The sequence below is a fragment of the Enterococcus sp. AAFC-DPL-5182 genome (assembly GCF_058216605.1).
In genome coordinates, this window is sequence record NZ_CM177101.1 from 3,071,958 (window position 1) to 3,088,460 (window position 16,503).

A 16,503-nucleotide genomic window follows, 5' to 3' on the forward strand; every position below is an offset into this window, starting at 1 on the left:
CTTCGATAATGTTTCTCTCTTTATAATAATAATAAAAAAGTAGCAAAAATACTATGGTAATTTTATTTTGTTGTATTTTTTTGAAAAAAACAGAGCGATTGGGACAAACACCTCTACTGAAAATCGAATAAACAATAAGATTGGTAAGGAACACTTCAAATAGAAAGTTATAAACTCTTCCCTTCAAAACAGTTCACTCCTAGACGACATTTTGACCTTATTAATATCCAGATACAGACAAATAGCATTGGTGTAAAAAATCTTTATTGACTAAAAAATCCTTTGGAGCCACTAAATAAACCAGAGCTGTTAACAATTCAGACTGAGCAACATTTGAATACATCATACTATGAGCCGTGTTTTTAATTGTAAAAATTCTTAATGATTCTTGAGGTAATTTTTTTAGATATGTTTTTTCGGTATCTTTAGTATCAACATTTCGATCATGGTCAGCCAATAATAAATCAACGGGAATATCAATGTTTTCCAAATCCAGTTGAACATCTGAATCTATATTTTTCTTAGTAAAATTCCAGCGATCCTTGGACATCGGTTTTTGTTCAGGCGTGTTTGCCACATATTCTTTATAAGAGATATTTTTTTTCAACAACGCAGTAAGTTGCTCTTCCTTTTGCAGTTCTTCTTTGATTTGCTTTTGTGTTTTACCTTCTTGTTTTAATTTTTGAGCGGTATAGTACATATTTTGGCTTGACCAATTAATTGCTGGAGAAACCAAGATTACCTTAGAAATCGGCACTTTCTTTTGAGCTGCCACTTTTGGAACGACCCAGCCGCCTTGGCTGACTCCCCATAAAACAATTTTTTTTGTATTTAATTCTGGCTGTTCCATTGCCCATTGGATTACCTCTGTAACTTCATCAGCTCGATCGTCCATGGTTTGAGATAGCCAGTTTCCAGTTGATCCAGCAACTCCTGGTTTTGCCCAAGAAATCGTGGTAAAACCTGCTTTTGCAAATTGTTCCATCATCGGTCTGTAGCCACCCTCATTAGTAGCATCAACAGGTGCATCTCCATGTACTAGTATAACGATTCCCTTGGAACGCTTTCCTACTGGCTTTGTTAATACAGCAGATAACTTCCCTTTATCTATTGGAATCAACTTTGTCTCTTCAACCATCTCATAAGTATGTTCATACCAAACGAAAAGACTAAAAACGAGGAGCAAACTTAGCAAAAAAAGGAGGATTTTTCTAAAACAACTCATTTTATCTACCCCATTCCATAAAAAACCAATCTGGTTCATTCGCTAAAAGACCGAGAATAAATTCTCTTTCCTTTTTAACAATTGTGAAGCCACATGCGGCGTACAAGTTCAAAGCTTGTTTATTTTTTACTGAAACAACTAAAGATAACCGCTCTTCCTTTTTTACTTTCGCTTGGACAGCTGAAATCAAAGCTTTCCCAATTCCTTGTTTTCGGTAATTCTCGTGAACAGCAATATTTTCAATATACTGTTCTTTATCCCTTGGATAATATTCCAACGCACTCAACAAGAGAACATATTTAAAAATAGTCAGATAACCATATCGTTTAGACAATTCCAAAGGATAGGTCAAATTTTTTGAAGTTGTTCTTTTACTTGAAACTGTTAAGACACCAATAACTTCATTACTGTCTTTCACCATATAATCAACTAACTGCTTGCCTTGTGAAGAATAATTTTGTTCGAAATGAAGTAAAATAGTTAGTTTCTCTTTTGAAGTTAAATGAACATGTGCAAACATTGTTGAAAAAGAAGCCAAAAGCAAACGAAAAATATCTTTTTCTTCGTTGGCATTTAATTGATCGCGGTCCACTACATAAATTTTTTTATCCATACAACGCTCATCCTTCCATCGAAATACAATACTGCAACTCATATAAAATCTGATTATTCATTAAAACTGAAGAATAAGCGGCTTCTTTAACAATGATTTCTGATACTTTCCAAAAAGGCTGCTCAACTTCTTTACTAAAATAATCGATTGCTTCTAATAATTCTCTTTCTTCTTCTACCCAAATTCTCTTCACTAGATAGTCACCTGCTGGTAAAGCTTTTTCCGTTGAAGAATCATCTGACACATATACATCAACTTGATCATCATTAAATAAATAATAGATCGATTCAGAAAATAGCATCTGATTCTTTTGACTATTTTTCACGGACTTGAAGAAGCTTACTAGATCTAAAGACTCCTTCAGTGGATACGAATAAATTTTACTCAAGTTTCTTTGGGGCAACTTAAAATAAGATTCTTCCTTTTGATTGATTTCTGGTAACAGGTTTTCAATTTTCTGTTTAGCCAAAACTAGTTGTTGAATTTTCTCTTCCGTCTCTTTTAAGGTTTCTTTCAAAGTCTTTTCTGCCCAAACAGTATCCTGATTATTCATAAACTGGTCGATTCGCGCTGTCGAAACACCTAGACTTCTCAATAAAAGAATATTTGCCAACTGATACACTTGATCCATTCCGTATTTGTGATAACCATTCTTGTCTACAAAGGCTGGCGACAATAAGCCCTTTTCTTCGTTATAACGAATTTGATGTTTGGATATAGCCATTAGTTCAGCCAATTGTCCCATTGTTAAATAGCGTGCTATTTTGATCTCCTCCTAAAACTTATGATCATGTCATTTTTGATTATAATTCATCTACTCTCTTCCATAAGCATAAACTATAAGAGCACCCTACAGTCAAGCATTTGTTTTACACTCAAAAAAAAAAGCCCCACTAACAGGCCCTTAATAATATAATCAAACAACATAACCATATATCATTTTGAAAACGCTTCTAAATAGTATTGGAAAATTTACTTATGCGAGAAAAAATCTTACATAACAACACTAATTCCCAAATCTATCAGCTAACATTGTAATTTGTCCAGAAAAAATAACAAAAGTTTGTGAATTTTAAGTTATTTCACCCTTTTGATAGAAATAAACAGCTATTTTGTAAGCATTTATTTTGTGAATTCTTTACTTTTCGTATATTATAGTTATTAAGAGGTATGTACCAATATTTTCGAAAGGATATGAAAAAATATGTTAAAATTATATACGACAAATAGCTGTACATCATGTAGAAAAGCACGGAGATGGCTGATTGATCATGATATTCCATTTGAAGAAAAGAATTTTGGCACTACTCCTATTACATTAGACGAACTAAAAAATATATTAATCCTTACAGAAGAAGGTACGGAAGATATTATTTCGATCCGTTCCAAAGTCTTTCAAAAATTAGATACAGATATTAACGAATTACCATTACATGCATTATTGGAGTTGGTCAAAGAGAATCCTGGATTACTACGCCGTCCAATTATGATTGATGAAAAAAGATTACAAATCGGCTTTAACGAAGATGAAATTCGTTGCTTCTTACCAAGGGATGTCCGCAAAAGAGAACTATCACAAACATTACTTTTAAGCGGCTTATAAATGTTACTACCTCGAATCTAGGAAACAGTAAAAACTCATTTTGCTTCTAACTTGAACAAGTAATAGAAATGTCTTCTGCAACACCTGCAGCTCACTTCTCCCTTGCTTAACACAGTTAAAAGCAAAATGAGTTTTTTTCTTGAATGTTATCCTACTTTACAAACATTGCATCGCCGAAACTAAAGAAACGATAGCGTTCCTCAATTGCGTGCTGATATGCTGCAAGCGTTAAATCTCTACCTGCAAATGCGCTGACTAACATTACTAAAGTCGATTTAGGTAAATGGAAGTTGGTAGAAAACGCTTGTACCACTTTAAACTCATAGCCTGGTGTAATAAAAATATCTGTCCAACCACTATCCGCTTTGATTTGGCCATCGAACTTTGTACCGATCGTTTCTAACGTACGAATCGATGTTGTACCAACTGCAACAATTTTTCCTCCAGATTCACGAACATCATTTAATTGGGCCGCCGCTTCTTCTGTTAGGCGATAAAACTCACTATGCATTTCATGTTCTGAAATATTATCCACACTGACAGGTCTAAATGTTCCTAAACCAACATGTAAGGTCAAATAAACAAGCTTGACACCCTTTGATTGGATTTTAGCAAGTAATTCTTGGGTAAAGTGTAAACCTGCTGTTGGAGCTGCTGCAGAACCATTTTCTTTCGCATAAACCGTTTGATAGCGTTCTGGGTCTTCTAGACGTTCTTTGATGTATGGTGGTAAGGGCATTTCACCAAATGACTCTAAGATTTCCAAGAAAATCCCTTCATAATGAAACGTTACGATTCGCCCGCCATGTTCCAACTCTTCCATAACAGTTGCAGTTAATCGACCATCACCAAAGCTGATTTTTGTACCGACTTTTGCTCGTTTGGCGGGTTTAATCAACGTCTCCCAAGTATCACCTTCTGTATTGGTCAAAAGCAATACTTCCAAATGTCCACCAGTCTCAGGTTTCTCACCATATAATCGAGCTGGCAGTACTCGCGTATCATTCATGACTAACGCATCTCCTGGATTCAATTCATCAATGATATCGTGAAAATGTCTATCTTCCATTTCTTTTGTTTCTCGATTTAAAACTAAAAGCCTCGAACTTGTTCGATCTTTTAACGGTGTTTGTGCAATCAGTTCTTCCGGTAAATCAAAATCAAAATCTTCTGTACTAAGCATATTTGTCACTCTTTCTACTTGATTTGTCTTGGCTATTCTACCATTTTTTATGCTATCTGGCTATGAAGAAAGTATTCATCCCAAAGTCAAAATACTTGTTATTACAATTCTTGACGCGTATACTTACTTTTAGTAAGTATACGTATTGGGAGGTTTTATAATGTTTCCATCTATTCATCATGTTTCATTATTAACAAGATTTGCTGAGGAAAATTTGTTATTCTATACTGATATTCTTGGATTGCGTCTCGTAAAAAAAACAGTTAATCAAGAGAACCACCACATGCTACATTACTATTATGGCGATTATGCTGGAACACCTGGTTCTGTCATAACTTTTTTCGTAGTTCCCTCTCTTGCTCAACGCTATGATAATCATCATTTTTTAAGTACGATCGCGTTAAAAATTCCTAAAGACAGCCTAAACTTCTGGAAACAGCACTTAACTACTATGAACGTTCCTTTCATGGAAGAACACCGCACGCTTCATTTTGTAGATAAAGATCAAGTGGCTATTCATTTGGTTGAAGTGGAACAAGGACCTTTAAAAAAAGAACGACAAGTGAAAAATTCTATTCCAGGAAATAAACAAATCTTAGGTCTCTTATCTACTGATTTTCATGTTGCAATGCCTGAAAAAACAGCTGATTTTTTCCACCAGTTGTTAGGTTGGAAAAGTCAAGATGATCATATTCAACTAAATGATACAGATTTTATTCGTCTCTTACCAACATTTACGACTAAAAAAACACGAATGGGACGTGGAAGTATGGACCATATTGCTTTTTCAGTCAAAGATGAACAAACTTTAGAAATGTTACACGAAAAAGCAAAAAACCAAGGATGGAACATCGAACAAATCATTCATCGTGGGTATTTTAAAAGTCTATATATTAGAGAACCAGGTGGCAATCGGGTTGAATTTGCTACTTTAACACCTGGCTTCACAATTGATGAACCTTTAAACAATCTAGGAGAAAAACTTGCTCTACCAGCTTTTTTAGAACAAGATCGAGCAGAAATTGAAAGAAATATTTATAAAGAAAAATAATTTAGCTTAGTAAAAGAGTTGGAATTCTTCGAATGAGAGTCGCTTCCTATTCTGATCTAACCCTGATCTCTTATTTCAGTTTTTTGAAGCAATTAAAACAGCCTATTCATCGTCATTCGTTCTATACAATTTCTTTTTCTGCCATTTTATTCCCCTTTATTTAGCGACTATACGCATAATATTAACTTACAATCTTAAACTAACTATATTTATTCAATTCTGAGAAAACAGGTAAAATTTTTATTATCATAGAAAAAGGTACAAACAGGGACAAGCTAAAATTGATTCCTCTAGAATAACCAATTTCATTCTTACTCAGCTCCCCCTATCCATACCTCTGGAAACACCAAAGACTACTTTTTACTAAACAGAACATTACCACTTAAACGATTCTATCAGTATTTGTTGGTCTTTGATTCTTTCGAAATCGCAAAGATTGCATTGCCTATAAACTGATGATTGTCGGCTTCAATCATTAGTTCTCAGCGCTACGGCTCTTTGCTTTCTCTAGATAGAAACAAAATAAAAAATGGTATTGGTGAACTTCACCAATACCATTGCATGTTCAACAAATAGGCATCTCCTGTCCCATCTTACATTCTGGAGAAGAAAGTTCTAGATATTTCTTCAAAAATTGAGTAAAATGGAATATGTCGATGTTACGCATTGACACGGGCAACTTGATTGGTCAGCTTTCTCTGACTTATCAGGGCTTCATAGATCAGCGCCAACTGATTTATGAAGTGCCTTTTTTTATTATTTTCGTTTCTATCTATTATTCATTTTAAAGAAAAACAAATTCATAGTCAACAAAGTGTCAGAAAATTTTTTATTTAGCTTATTTTATTATGAAAATAAAAAATTTTTCTCTAATTTTTTTATTCCCCTACATAATCTATTTATTAGTTAAAACAGGCCAGTAACAGGCGCTCAAAGTAATACTAAAACATCGTTTTACTCTGATCTCCATCATCTACATATACAGATTACAGGTTTGGTGTATCAAGACTCTCTTCATAGAACCAAAAAGAATCTTCTTTGATTGCATTCTGCTCGGAGTGATTTACTTTTTTTGAAGAGAACATCGTCTGATAATTGATTTCGCCTTCTTCAATTAGGAAAGTCCAATTTTTTCCATTTTTTGCTTGGATAATATCGGTAAAATCAATCATATTTTTTTTCAACCATTTTTTTCTATCTACTTCATAGTTTAAATCATCATGGGCAATCTCATTTTTCAGTAAAACAAATTTCGCTGAAAAATCTATTCCTGCAGCCATACGATAGAGTTGATCAGCTTCTTCAAAACACATTTCCTTGTTATAAATATCTCCAAGTAAAACAAATGAATTGAAACACTCATTTAATTGGATGCCGCCATTTTTAATACTTGTTTCAATTACGAGTTTAAAAAAATATACCGCTTGCTGCTCGTCCTTTTCATTTAAAGCTTGCTCACCTTGTCTAAACCACTTTTTAATTTTCCCTTTTTTAAACATCTTTTTCTCCTTAAAACTTTTTTTCAAAAAATCGAGGTAAAAGTATTCTACTCTAGTAAGCATGTAAAAACTTTCAATCTCTACCTTATTCATTAATAAGGAGAGTAAAGCAAAACTCACAGTATTTTGCCTGACTCCCCTTCTAATTTTTTTATTATTTGTGGAATTCATCCGTGAATAACATCTAAAACAGTCGATTGCTATCGTTCTAACAATTATATCTTACTGATTTTACTCAACTTTTTCTAAGATTTTGACATCTCCTGTTTTGGATTTCACGTTAATTTTATATTTTCCGCTGCCTGGTATATCTAAAAAATCATTTCTCAGTTCACCAGTTCCTGTACTGGCAACGACTTCAACTGATTGACTAGGATCTTGCAGCCATTTGATAAATCCAGATTCACTAGAAACATTCGCATTTACCTTACTCTCTTGAATTGCAATTGTTGGTCCAGATCCATTCTTCAGTTCTAGTGTTCCTTTATTTTCTTCTGAAACAATTTTTCCACTTTCATTGATCATCACAAGATCGCCTTTTGTTCGTTTTACAATTACTTGTCCATCCGTTGCAGTAGTTTTTAATTTCTTAGTTTCAGAATCTTCTAAAATCATACGACCTGAGTGGTTGTTTAATACCACCTTATCGGAACGCAAAAATTTTAAAATAGAAAGTCCTTTATTCCCTTCAATCGTGAGGTTTCCAAGCATACCAGTAATTACTGTTTTCCCAGAAACACTATTGACCTTCAAGTTCATCGCAGATTCTTCTATGATTACGTCACCATAATCACTATCTACATTGCCCTCATCTGCAATAATATTTTTCGCATAGACATCACCGGCAGTTAAGTCCAAATCAAAGTTCTTTGTTTGAATATCTAATAAACGCAAATCTCCACGACTTAATCCTAAATGAAAATCATCAAGAATCGTGTCTTTTGGTATGAAGAAAATCACTTCAGAACGTCCTGTTCGTGTGAATGTATCAAAAATATTTTCTTTATCTAAGGTTAAGTTTATTTTGTTATCATAGGATCCATTTTCAATTTTTTTGATGTCACTTTCCTTAAAACGACCTTTGATCATCAGACTTGGCTTTTCAGTGCTGGATACTTCTACGCTTGTAATCTCCACATCCGCATCTGAATCAAAACTAAATGCAGCATGATGATTAGATGTCAGACTAATCTCTTTATAATACTGTCTGCCTGAATACATCAATTGGCCAGTAATCGAAAAGAACAATAGCATTACCACTCCAAATCCTGAAAAAACAATTGATAACCCATTGATTAATTTCTGTTTTTGGATGATCCATCCCTTTACTAATTGTAAAATAACAGCTAGTAGTAATAAACATAAAATCGTTGGAATTCTAGCAAGGTTGTGTTCCTCATACAATTCTCTTACTGTATAGATCAGAAAAAAAGTAAACAACGCTAAAAGTAACAGTAATACTAATGGTTTTAATACCTTAAGTACCGTTTTTATAAACTTCTGCATCCTTTTTTTCTGTGTTTGAATGAATACATCTTGAATTTCTTCTCTAGGCACAACCGAAGTCTTGGCATTGATTGCTGCATCCAAACTTAAATCTGCATAATAATCAGCTGCTATCTCTTCTGGAGGTGCAAGTCTAGCCACGACCTCTTCTTCTGTCTGTCCTTCTTCTAAACAAATGGCCAACTGTTCCAGTAAATCTTCTTTTAACTCGTTAAAATCCTCTATATCTTCTTCAGCAAAAGCAGCCTTTAGTTGGTTTAAATATTCTTCCATTGTATTCACTAATCTGCCTCCCTCAGTTTACTCACTTGTTCAACGAATTCATCCCAATCACGTTCCAAAGTTTCCAAATACTCTATTCCCTTTTTGGTCATTTGGTAATACTTTCTGGAAGGACCATCTGGCGATTCTTTGGTATAAATGACACAATATTCTTCCTTGACTAATCGACGCAAAACTGGGTAAAGCGCCCCTTCAGTAATCGGTATAAATTGATTCACTCGTTGTGTTAACTCATAACCATATCGATCTTCTTTTTGAATAAAATGAAGCACACACATCTCTAAAGCACCTTTTTTAAATTGGCTAGAAGCCCTCATCGCTCAATCCCCTTATCACAGTTTTGATTGACAAATTACCCGCTATCTCCATAACTGTCCACTGAAATAAATTGACTAAGAAAAAAGGACTAAATTAACTTGATATCCTCTTAAAAAAGAGTCCTCTTGTCTATATAAAATCAATTTTCTAAACGACCTTAAAATCAGCCTTGCTTCAAAGTGCTTTGTCAGTGGTTATTGCGGTTGTAATTCTTTTTCTCTTGAATGATACCTTGACGCTCTTCTGGTGTCAAATTAGGATCACTCAATTGTTCGCCCCACTCTCTGTTTTTTTGGCCTCTTTCTCGCCCGCTTGCTGAAGCACCAGAAACAGCTTCAGCTGCTTCTACATTTTCTGGTACAGGCGATACTTGTGTATCTTCTATCGGCTGCTGAGTAGCTGTTTGCTCTTTTTCCACATCTTGAGCCGCAACTTGATTGACTACTTTTTCTTCCTCTGCTTTTTTAGCTGCTGCTTTTTTTTCTGTTTCTTCTTTTTGTTTTTGAACTTTCTTTGCTTCTTGCTCTTTCAATTTTTTCTTGATTGAGTTTTCAACATGAGCGATCTTTTTTGATACGACTTCAGCGAGCCGTTCTCTTTTCAAAGCAAAACGCGCTCTAACTACCTCATCTTTAGAAAATCCAGCATCTGCGGTATTTAATGTCTGAGTGGTCCCGATCCCTATCATCAAAAGAGCTATGCAAAATACTATAAATTTTTTCATTCTAACTTCTCCTTAATCAACATATTTCTTTACTGTAGTTATCCTTGGAAAGCATCCAGCAATTCATTAAAACGTTTCTCTTCATCTATAATAGTCCAATATTTTTTCTCTTTCTTATCTGGTTCCAGCTCTAAACGAATCGTTTTTGGCTTCTCTGCTGCTTTCAATTCTTTAAATGCTTCTTTTAATGCTTCAAATTGAATTTGATTAAGGTCTTTATCTTTTAATGCATTTAATTCGTTTAAAATCCCATTTAATTGTTTTTCATCGGAAATATTATCAATATCATCCAACTTTTTAAGCTTATCATAGCCCTTGTTCTGTAGCCATTTTACTAATTCTTCATCCGTTTTTTGATCAATCATTTGATCAAACTTTGTCTGATCTAGCCCAGTAACCGTTACTGTAGCTTCTTGTTTTTTTGATGTACTGTCATTCATCGTTATAGAAAAATGGGTTTCCTTTTCAAGTCGTTCCTGATAAATCTCTACTAATTCTTTTGCCTGTTCTTTTGAAAGTTTAAACAATTCAGAAAAATCCTGAACCAAATCGGCTTCACTAGGTGCATCTAATTGATAAAAATACTGCTCTGCTGCTTCCTTATCTTTACCATAAATGACATTATTGATAAAAGCTGTGGCAACATCTTTAGGATCAGCATTCTTTGCGCATCCAGTCAAAACAACAACTATAAAAGCTAATATAATAATTATTCTCTTTTTTTTCATACGTCTAATTGGCTCCTTTTATGACAATAACTGTTGATTTTTTTGTGCATCTTTTCTATTTTTGACTATATATTTAAAAATCGTATAAAACTTAACTCTGATAGAATGAATGTCTCCAACTCCATACTTTGGATCTGAATAAATCAGACCTAACCAACGATAGTGATTTTTGCGTGAAAATTTTTGGATTTTAAAAGTAATTTCAACTTGTCCGCCTATATTAATCATACGCGAACGAATTGCTTTTACATTTTTTATTTTTTGAAAAGAAAGAAAACCTTCTTCTTGATTTAACAATACGCTCAAGTAAGGATCTTTTTGGGAAACTGTGATACTTACACTTTTTTCACCTAAAAAATTGATTTGAACTGGAATCACTTGGTCTTCTTTTACTAGTTCTCCTTGATAATCAACAGGGATAATCATTGGCAAACGCGGGCGCTCATATGCTACGGAGACTGCAACAGTCAAACTGACAATATTATAAAATAACCAATAAATATTGATAGTGAAAATATCCCACCACTGTAAATGCGCAAAATCTAATTGTAAAATATAGAAAACCAACGCAAAACAGTTTGCTGCTAATAATAAAATTTGTACTTTACAATTACGCCAATCAAAATAGCCCTTTTCGCCTTGAATTCCTTTGATCGTCACATGAAACTTCTTGTTCTTTTTAGGACTAAACAAGGTTTCTTTCCAAACTGCCCAAGATACTTGTGGTGCAGTAACTAATTCATAAATATTACTTATAAAAGAATTGTATTTTTTTCTGGCAACTGATTTGTACATCACACTTCCAGACAGAAAAGCAGGTAGCCAGAATACTACTAACTGCGGCAAAGTCGTTTTTAAACTGGATATATCAAAAACTAGATATAAAAATGGACAAAGTAAATAAATCAGTTTATACATTCCCGCATACCAATACAAGACACCATCAATATAAAACCATTTTTGAATAAATGATAAATTTTTCAGTTTCTTTAAGGTATACTTTTTTGCAACTTGGACATTGCCTCGTCCCCAACGATCACGCTGTTTTACAAAATCAGCTAAGGTTTCTGGTGAAAGGCCAGAGGCAAGTGCTTCATTGACAAATACGCCTTTCCAACCATTATTTTGCAACAGCAAGCCTGTAGCCATATCCTCCGTGATCACACCTGTTGTGAATCCACCAATCGAATCAAGTGCACTGCGTTTGAATAAGGCATTACTTCCTACATAAAGGACTGCATTAAATTGATCTTTCCCCTCTTCTAAACTACGCATAAAAAAGTCTTGTTCATTATTAATCTCGCTATCTAAATACAAATTATGTTGAAAAATGTCTGAATTAAAAAAAGTTTGAGGTGTTTGGATAAATCCAACTTTTTCCTCAGCAAAATAGCCCAGTGTTCGTTGTAGAAATTCCCGTTTAGGTACCATATCGGCATCTTGTGTCACAATGATTTCTCCATCGGTTTTTGTCAAAGCATAATTTAAATTTCCTGCTTTAGCATGCTCATGCGTTGGACGAGCTATAAATTCTACCCGATGTTTTTCTGCTAATTTTCTAACTATTGAACGGTCTCCGTCATCGCAAAGATAAATCTTCAATAATTCTTTTGGATAATCAATCGATAAACAACCAACAACTGTTCTTTCTAAAATTTCAATATTTTCATTATATGTAGCTATCAAAATATCAACTGTAGGTAACGTCTTCAATTCATCTAATGATTTTTCAGCACGCTTATACGGTTTCCAAAACAAAATGACCAAAGTAAACGCTTGGACAAACCCCATAAATTCTGCCAAATACAATAGACTTCCTGCAAGTGTTTCGACAATATTTCCACTTGGAATCGTATAAAGAAAACGCCAAACTAAGTAAACAAACTGAATAATTACGAAACCAGTTAATACAAATTTTCGATACTTTACATCTTTCTTAGAAACAAGGTAAAACAAAAATAAATAACTTAAACTAAATACCAAATATCCTAACCCAAATTTTTCCATGTGTTCTCCTTTTTACCTCCTATTATTCATAAAATACTAGTCGCTAGTCAACAATATACTAAGCTTTCTAGCTATTGTCAATAGAATAATAGTCAATACAAGAACTTGTTGTACCTTTTTATCTCATTCCCCTTACCTCCCTTGCTTTTATGAGTTATTTTTAACCTAATAATATGAAAAAAAACATCTGATTTGTCCAAATCACTGTTTTGTAGCATACTAGTAGTAGAAACGTTTGTTAGGAAACACTGAAATCAATTAGGAATCGAGACACAGAAAAAAGAATTTGGGGTGAGAAAGTTGATCGAATTTCAACATGTTTCAAAAATTTACAAAGGCGGTAAAATCGCTGTAGATGACATCAATCTGTCTTTTGATAAAGGTGAATTTATCTGCTTTATCGGAACCAGTGGTAGCGGAAAAACAACTTCTATGCGGATGATCAATCGGATGACGGATCCATCAAAAGGAAAAATCTTAATTAATGGTGAAGATATTCAAACCATCAATCCAGTAGAATTACGCAGAAAAATCGGGTACGTTATTCAAAATATCGGCTTGATGCCACACATGACAATCAGAGAAAACATCGTGCTTGTACCTAAGTTATTAAAAGTCGACCTAGAAGAACGGAACAAGATCGCAGAAAAAATGATCGATTTAGTTGAACTACCTAGAGAAATGCTCGACCGTTATCCAAATGAACTTTCTGGTGGTCAACAACAAAGAATCGGGGTCGTTCGTGCCCTTGCAGCCAATCAAGACATCATCTTGATGGATGAACCTTTTGGCGCGTTAGATCCTATTACAAGGGATTCTTTACAAGATTTAGTTAAAGACTTACAGGAACGATTAGGAAAAACCATTGTGTTTGTTACTCATGATATGGACGAAGCACTAAAATTAGCGAATAGAATCGCAATCATGAGCGAAGGAAAAGTCATCCAGTTTGATACACCAGATAATATTTTACGTCATCCAGTTAATGAATTTGTTGAAGAATTGATTGGTGAAGACCGCTTGATCCAAGCCAAACCGGATATTACCACAGTTGGTGAAGTGATGCTAAACAACGCCATCACGATCACGCCAGAAAAATCATTATCAGAAGCTATCAAGCTCATGAGAGAAAAACGAGTTGATACACTCTTGGTCGTTGATGGAGCTGGTGTTTTAAAAGGGTTTATTGATGTTGAAACGCTTGACCGTCGTAGAAATACAGCTACTAGTGTGAGTGATATCATGAATCCAAAAGTCTTCTTTGTAAAAAAATCTTCCTTACTACGAGATACGTTGCAACGAATCTTAAAACGCGGTTTAAAATATGTTCCTGTCGTGGATGACCAACAAAAGGTAGTTGGAATCTTAACCAGAGCCTCACTTGTAGATATCGTGTACGACGTTATCTGGGGTGAAGAAGAAACAGAAGATGTAACTCCTGCTTCAAACGAAACAGAATCAACTGATGTCAAACAGCCTCAAGCGGAGGTGTAGAAAAATGAATCAGTTTCTTTTAGAAAGAGGAAATGAACTTGTTACTAAAATCGGTGAGCATATTTTCATTTCAGGTGTCGCACTCCTTTTGGGGATTTTATTTGCAGTACCGATCGGGATTTTATTAACTAGAACTAAAAGGACAGCTGCCATCGTCATCGGCTTGACCAGTGCCTTACAGACGGTCCCTTCATTAGCCTTACTCGCATTGATGATTCCGATCTTCGGTGTCGGTAAAATTCCAGCGATCATCGCTTTGTTTATTTATTCATTACTCCCTATTTTAAGAAATACGTATATTGGGATCAAAGAAGTCAGTTCTGATTATAAAGATGCCGCCAAAGGGATGGGCATGACGAATGTACAATCGATTTTTATGGTCGAGTTGCCTATCGCAATGCCGACCATCATGGCGGGGATTCGTCTGGCTGCGGTGTATGTCATCGCTTGGGCAACACTTGCCTCTTACATCGGCGCAGGTGGTCTTGGAGACTTTATTTTCAGCGGATTAAATAATTATCAGCCAGATTTGATTTTTGCTGGAACCATTCCTGTTACTATTTTAGCTTTAGCGGCAGACTTGTTATTAGGTTTGTTAGAGAAGAAATTAACTCCTAAAGCATTGAAGGAGGCAGAATGATGAAACAAAAATTAAAATTATTACTCATAACGTTTTGTAGCGCTTTATTATTATCAGGTTGCTCTTTACCAGGACTAGCTTCTAACTCTGATGAGTCGACCATTTCCATTACAGGTGGAATTACATCAGAAGCTCAAATATTAGCAAGCTTAGTTGCTGGGATGATCGAGCATTACACGGACGAAAAAACAACGATCATCAATAATTTAGCCACAACTACGATCAATCATCAAGCTATGATGAATGGCGATGCACAAATTTCAGCCGCTCGTTATACTGGGACTGATTTAACAACTACATTAAATTTAGAACCGATCAAAGATCCCAAAAAAGCCTTTGATGTTGTACAATCTGAATTTCAAAAAAGATTTCAGCAAAAATGGTTTAACTCTTACGGATTTGCCAATACCTATGCATTTATGGTTACACAAGAAACCGCTAAAAAGTATAATCTAAAAACCATCAGTGACCTCAAAAAAGTCGGCGATCAACTAACAGCAGGGGTTGATACCTCTTGGATCGATCGTAAAGGGGATGGTTACAAAGGCTTTACAGAAACATACGGCTTTGACTTCAAGCGTGTTTTTCCGATGCAGATTGGTTTAGTTTATGATGCTGTTGCGGCGAACAAGATGGATGTCGTATTAGGTTATTCAACAGATGGCCGAATCGGCAGTTACGACCTTGTTATTTTAGAAGATGATCTTCATTTCTTCCCGCCTTATGATGCTTGTGCTGTTGCAACAGATGCCGTTTTAAAAGAACATCCTGAATTGAATGATGTTCTAGCTAAGTTATCTGGAAAAATTTCAACCGAAACAATGCAAAAATTAAATTATCAAGCGGACAACGATTTAATGGAACCTGCGACTGTAGCCGATAATTTCTTAAAAGAACACCATTTCTTCGAATCTGAAGGAGGTGGAAAATAATGCAGAATCTACAAGATATGAATTTACTGCAACAGTTTATTTATTACTTTGAACAAAACGGCAGCTACGTATTGAGCCAATTTGTCCGACATTTTCTGATTTCCATCTACGGTGTATTATTTGCCGCGATTGTTGGAATACCGATTGGAATTTTCATTGCCCGCAGAAGAAAAATGGCTGGCTGGGTCGTGAGTATCGCAAACTTGATTCAAACGGTCCCTTCATTGGCGATGCTTTCAATTTTAATGCTCGGTCTTGGACTTGGTGTCAATACAGTTATCGTTACCGTCTTTCTCTATTCTCTATTACCGATCATCAAAAATACGTATACTGGAATGATTCAGGTCGATCGAAATATTTTAGATGTGGGTAAAGGAATGGGTATGACAAAGTGGCAACGACTTTACATGGTGGAATTGCCACTGTCAGTTTCTGTGATCATGGCAGGGATTCGGAATGCTTTAGTTGTGGCGATCGGGATCACAGCCATCGGTGCTTTTGTAGGAGCAGGTGGTCTTGGTGATATCATTATTCGCGGAACCAATGCGACGGATGGTACAGCAATCATCCTTGTTGGGGCGTTACCGACTGCTTTGATGGCGATCATTACGGACTGGGTATTAGGCATAATCGAACGCCGCTTGGATCCAGCGAGTAAACATTCAACGAATTAAACAATAACAGCTTTTTTATCCATA

Annotated in this window: 17 protein-coding genes; 7 read left to right on the forward strand and 10 right to left on the reverse strand. The window is 35.0% G+C overall.

Going from position 1 to position 16,503, the window contains the following annotated elements:
* Window positions 1–220: 220 nt before the first annotated feature.
* From AC4BB7_RS14390 to AC4BB7_RS14400, 3 genes are all read right to left on the reverse strand, one after another.
* Window positions 221–1,138 (reverse strand): alpha/beta hydrolase family protein, encoded by a 918-nt coding sequence (locus tag AC4BB7_RS14390; protein ID WP_490483486.1) that lies wholly within the window; start codon window positions 1,136–1,138, stop codon window positions 221–223.
* An 88-nt stretch (window positions 1,139–1,226) separates the two neighbouring features.
* Window positions 1,227–1,838: a GNAT family N-acetyltransferase gene (locus AC4BB7_RS14395; protein WP_490483487.1), complete on the reverse strand. Its 612-nt coding sequence runs from the start codon at window positions 1,836–1,838 to the stop codon at window positions 1,227–1,229.
* A gap of 7 nt (window positions 1,839–1,845) precedes the next feature.
* On the reverse strand, window positions 1,846–2,583 hold the full coding sequence (locus AC4BB7_RS14400) for a MerR family transcriptional regulator (RefSeq protein ID WP_490483488.1): 738 nt from the start codon (window positions 2,581–2,583) through the stop codon (window positions 1,846–1,848).
* A 459-nt stretch (window positions 2,584–3,042) separates the two neighbouring features.
* Here AC4BB7_RS14400 and spx point away from each other — a divergent pair, with 459 nt between their 5' ends.
* Complete coding sequence (spx, locus tag AC4BB7_RS14405) at window positions 3,043–3,441, forward strand: transcriptional regulator Spx (RefSeq protein WP_086314163.1); 399 nt, start codon at window positions 3,043–3,045, stop codon at window positions 3,439–3,441.
* A 151-nt stretch (window positions 3,442–3,592) separates the two neighbouring features.
* Here the strand turns inward: spx and queA are convergent, their stop codons facing one another.
* The gene (gene queA / locus AC4BB7_RS14410; RefSeq protein ID WP_490483489.1) at window positions 3,593–4,624 is read right to left on the reverse strand and encodes a tRNA preQ1(34) S-adenosylmethionine ribosyltransferase-isomerase QueA; all 1,032 of its coding nucleotides are present in this window, start codon (window positions 4,622–4,624) and stop codon (window positions 3,593–3,595) included.
* Window positions 4,625–4,784: 160 nt separating this feature from the next.
* Between queA and AC4BB7_RS14415 the strand changes: the two genes are divergently transcribed.
* Both AC4BB7_RS14415 and AC4BB7_RS14420 read left to right on the forward strand, forming a co-directional pair.
* On the forward strand, window positions 4,785–5,675 hold the full coding sequence (locus tag AC4BB7_RS14415) for a VOC family protein (protein ID WP_490483490.1): 891 nt from the start codon (window positions 4,785–4,787) through the stop codon (window positions 5,673–5,675).
* 656 nt (window positions 5,676–6,331) lie between these two features.
* A complete protein-coding gene (locus AC4BB7_RS14420; protein WP_490483491.1) occupies window positions 6,332–6,463 on the forward strand; it encodes a hypothetical protein in 132 nt (43 codons plus the stop codon).
* Window positions 6,464–6,661: 198 nt separating this feature from the next.
* Here the strand turns inward: AC4BB7_RS14420 and AC4BB7_RS14425 are convergent, their stop codons facing one another.
* From AC4BB7_RS14425 to AC4BB7_RS14450, 6 genes are all read right to left on the reverse strand, one after another.
* On the reverse strand, window positions 6,662–7,174 hold the full coding sequence (locus tag AC4BB7_RS14425; RefSeq protein ID WP_490483492.1) for a hypothetical protein: 513 nt from the start codon (window positions 7,172–7,174) through the stop codon (window positions 6,662–6,664).
* 231 nt (window positions 7,175–7,405) lie between these two features.
* Window positions 7,406–8,953 (reverse strand): DUF4097 family beta strand repeat-containing protein, encoded by a 1,548-nt coding sequence (locus AC4BB7_RS14430; RefSeq protein WP_490485158.1) that lies wholly within the window; start codon window positions 8,951–8,953, stop codon window positions 7,406–7,408.
* Window positions 8,954–8,961: 8 nt separating this feature from the next.
* A complete protein-coding gene (locus tag AC4BB7_RS14435; protein WP_086314168.1) occupies window positions 8,962–9,279 on the reverse strand; it encodes a PadR family transcriptional regulator in 318 nt (105 codons plus the stop codon).
* Between the two features lie 188 nt (window positions 9,280–9,467).
* The gene (locus AC4BB7_RS14440) at window positions 9,468–10,004 is read right to left on the reverse strand and encodes a hypothetical protein (RefSeq protein WP_086314169.1); all 537 of its coding nucleotides are present in this window, start codon (window positions 10,002–10,004) and stop codon (window positions 9,468–9,470) included.
* A gap of 38 nt (window positions 10,005–10,042) precedes the next feature.
* Window positions 10,043–10,732 carry a hypothetical protein gene (locus tag AC4BB7_RS14445; protein WP_086314170.1) on the reverse strand — a complete coding sequence of 230 codons (690 nt, stop codon included), beginning with the start codon at window positions 10,730–10,732 and terminating at the stop codon, window positions 10,043–10,045.
* Window positions 10,733–10,750: 18 nt separating this feature from the next.
* Window positions 10,751–12,739 carry a glycosyltransferase family 2 protein gene (locus tag AC4BB7_RS14450; RefSeq protein ID WP_490483493.1) on the reverse strand — a complete coding sequence of 663 codons (1,989 nt, stop codon included), beginning with the start codon at window positions 12,737–12,739 and terminating at the stop codon, window positions 10,751–10,753.
* Window positions 12,740–13,039: 300 nt separating this feature from the next.
* On the opposite strand from AC4BB7_RS14450, the gene AC4BB7_RS14455 reads away from it, so the two are divergent.
* From AC4BB7_RS14455 to AC4BB7_RS14470, 4 genes are read left to right on the forward strand one after another with little or no spacing between them, the layout of a single operon-like run.
* On the forward strand, window positions 13,040–14,233 hold the full coding sequence (locus AC4BB7_RS14455; protein ID WP_490483494.1) for a betaine/proline/choline family ABC transporter ATP-binding protein: 1,194 nt from the start codon (window positions 13,040–13,042) through the stop codon (window positions 14,231–14,233).
* Window positions 14,234–14,237: 4 nt separating this feature from the next.
* A complete protein-coding gene (locus AC4BB7_RS14460; protein ID WP_010762608.1) occupies window positions 14,238–14,873 on the forward strand; it encodes an ABC transporter permease in 636 nt (211 codons plus the stop codon).
* Window positions 14,873–15,805 carry an osmoprotectant ABC transporter substrate-binding protein gene (locus AC4BB7_RS14465; protein WP_010771083.1) on the forward strand — a complete coding sequence of 311 codons (933 nt, stop codon included), beginning with the start codon at window positions 14,873–14,875 and terminating at the stop codon, window positions 15,803–15,805. Before AC4BB7_RS14460 ends, AC4BB7_RS14465 begins: the two co-directional genes overlap by 1 nt.
* Entirely contained in the window at window positions 15,805–16,479 is a 675-nt protein-coding gene (locus tag AC4BB7_RS14470) for an ABC transporter permease (protein ID WP_010771082.1), read from the forward strand. The genes AC4BB7_RS14465 and AC4BB7_RS14470 overlap by 1 nt, the downstream gene beginning before the upstream one ends.
* The last annotated feature ends 24 nt before the right edge of the window (window positions 16,480–16,503 follow it).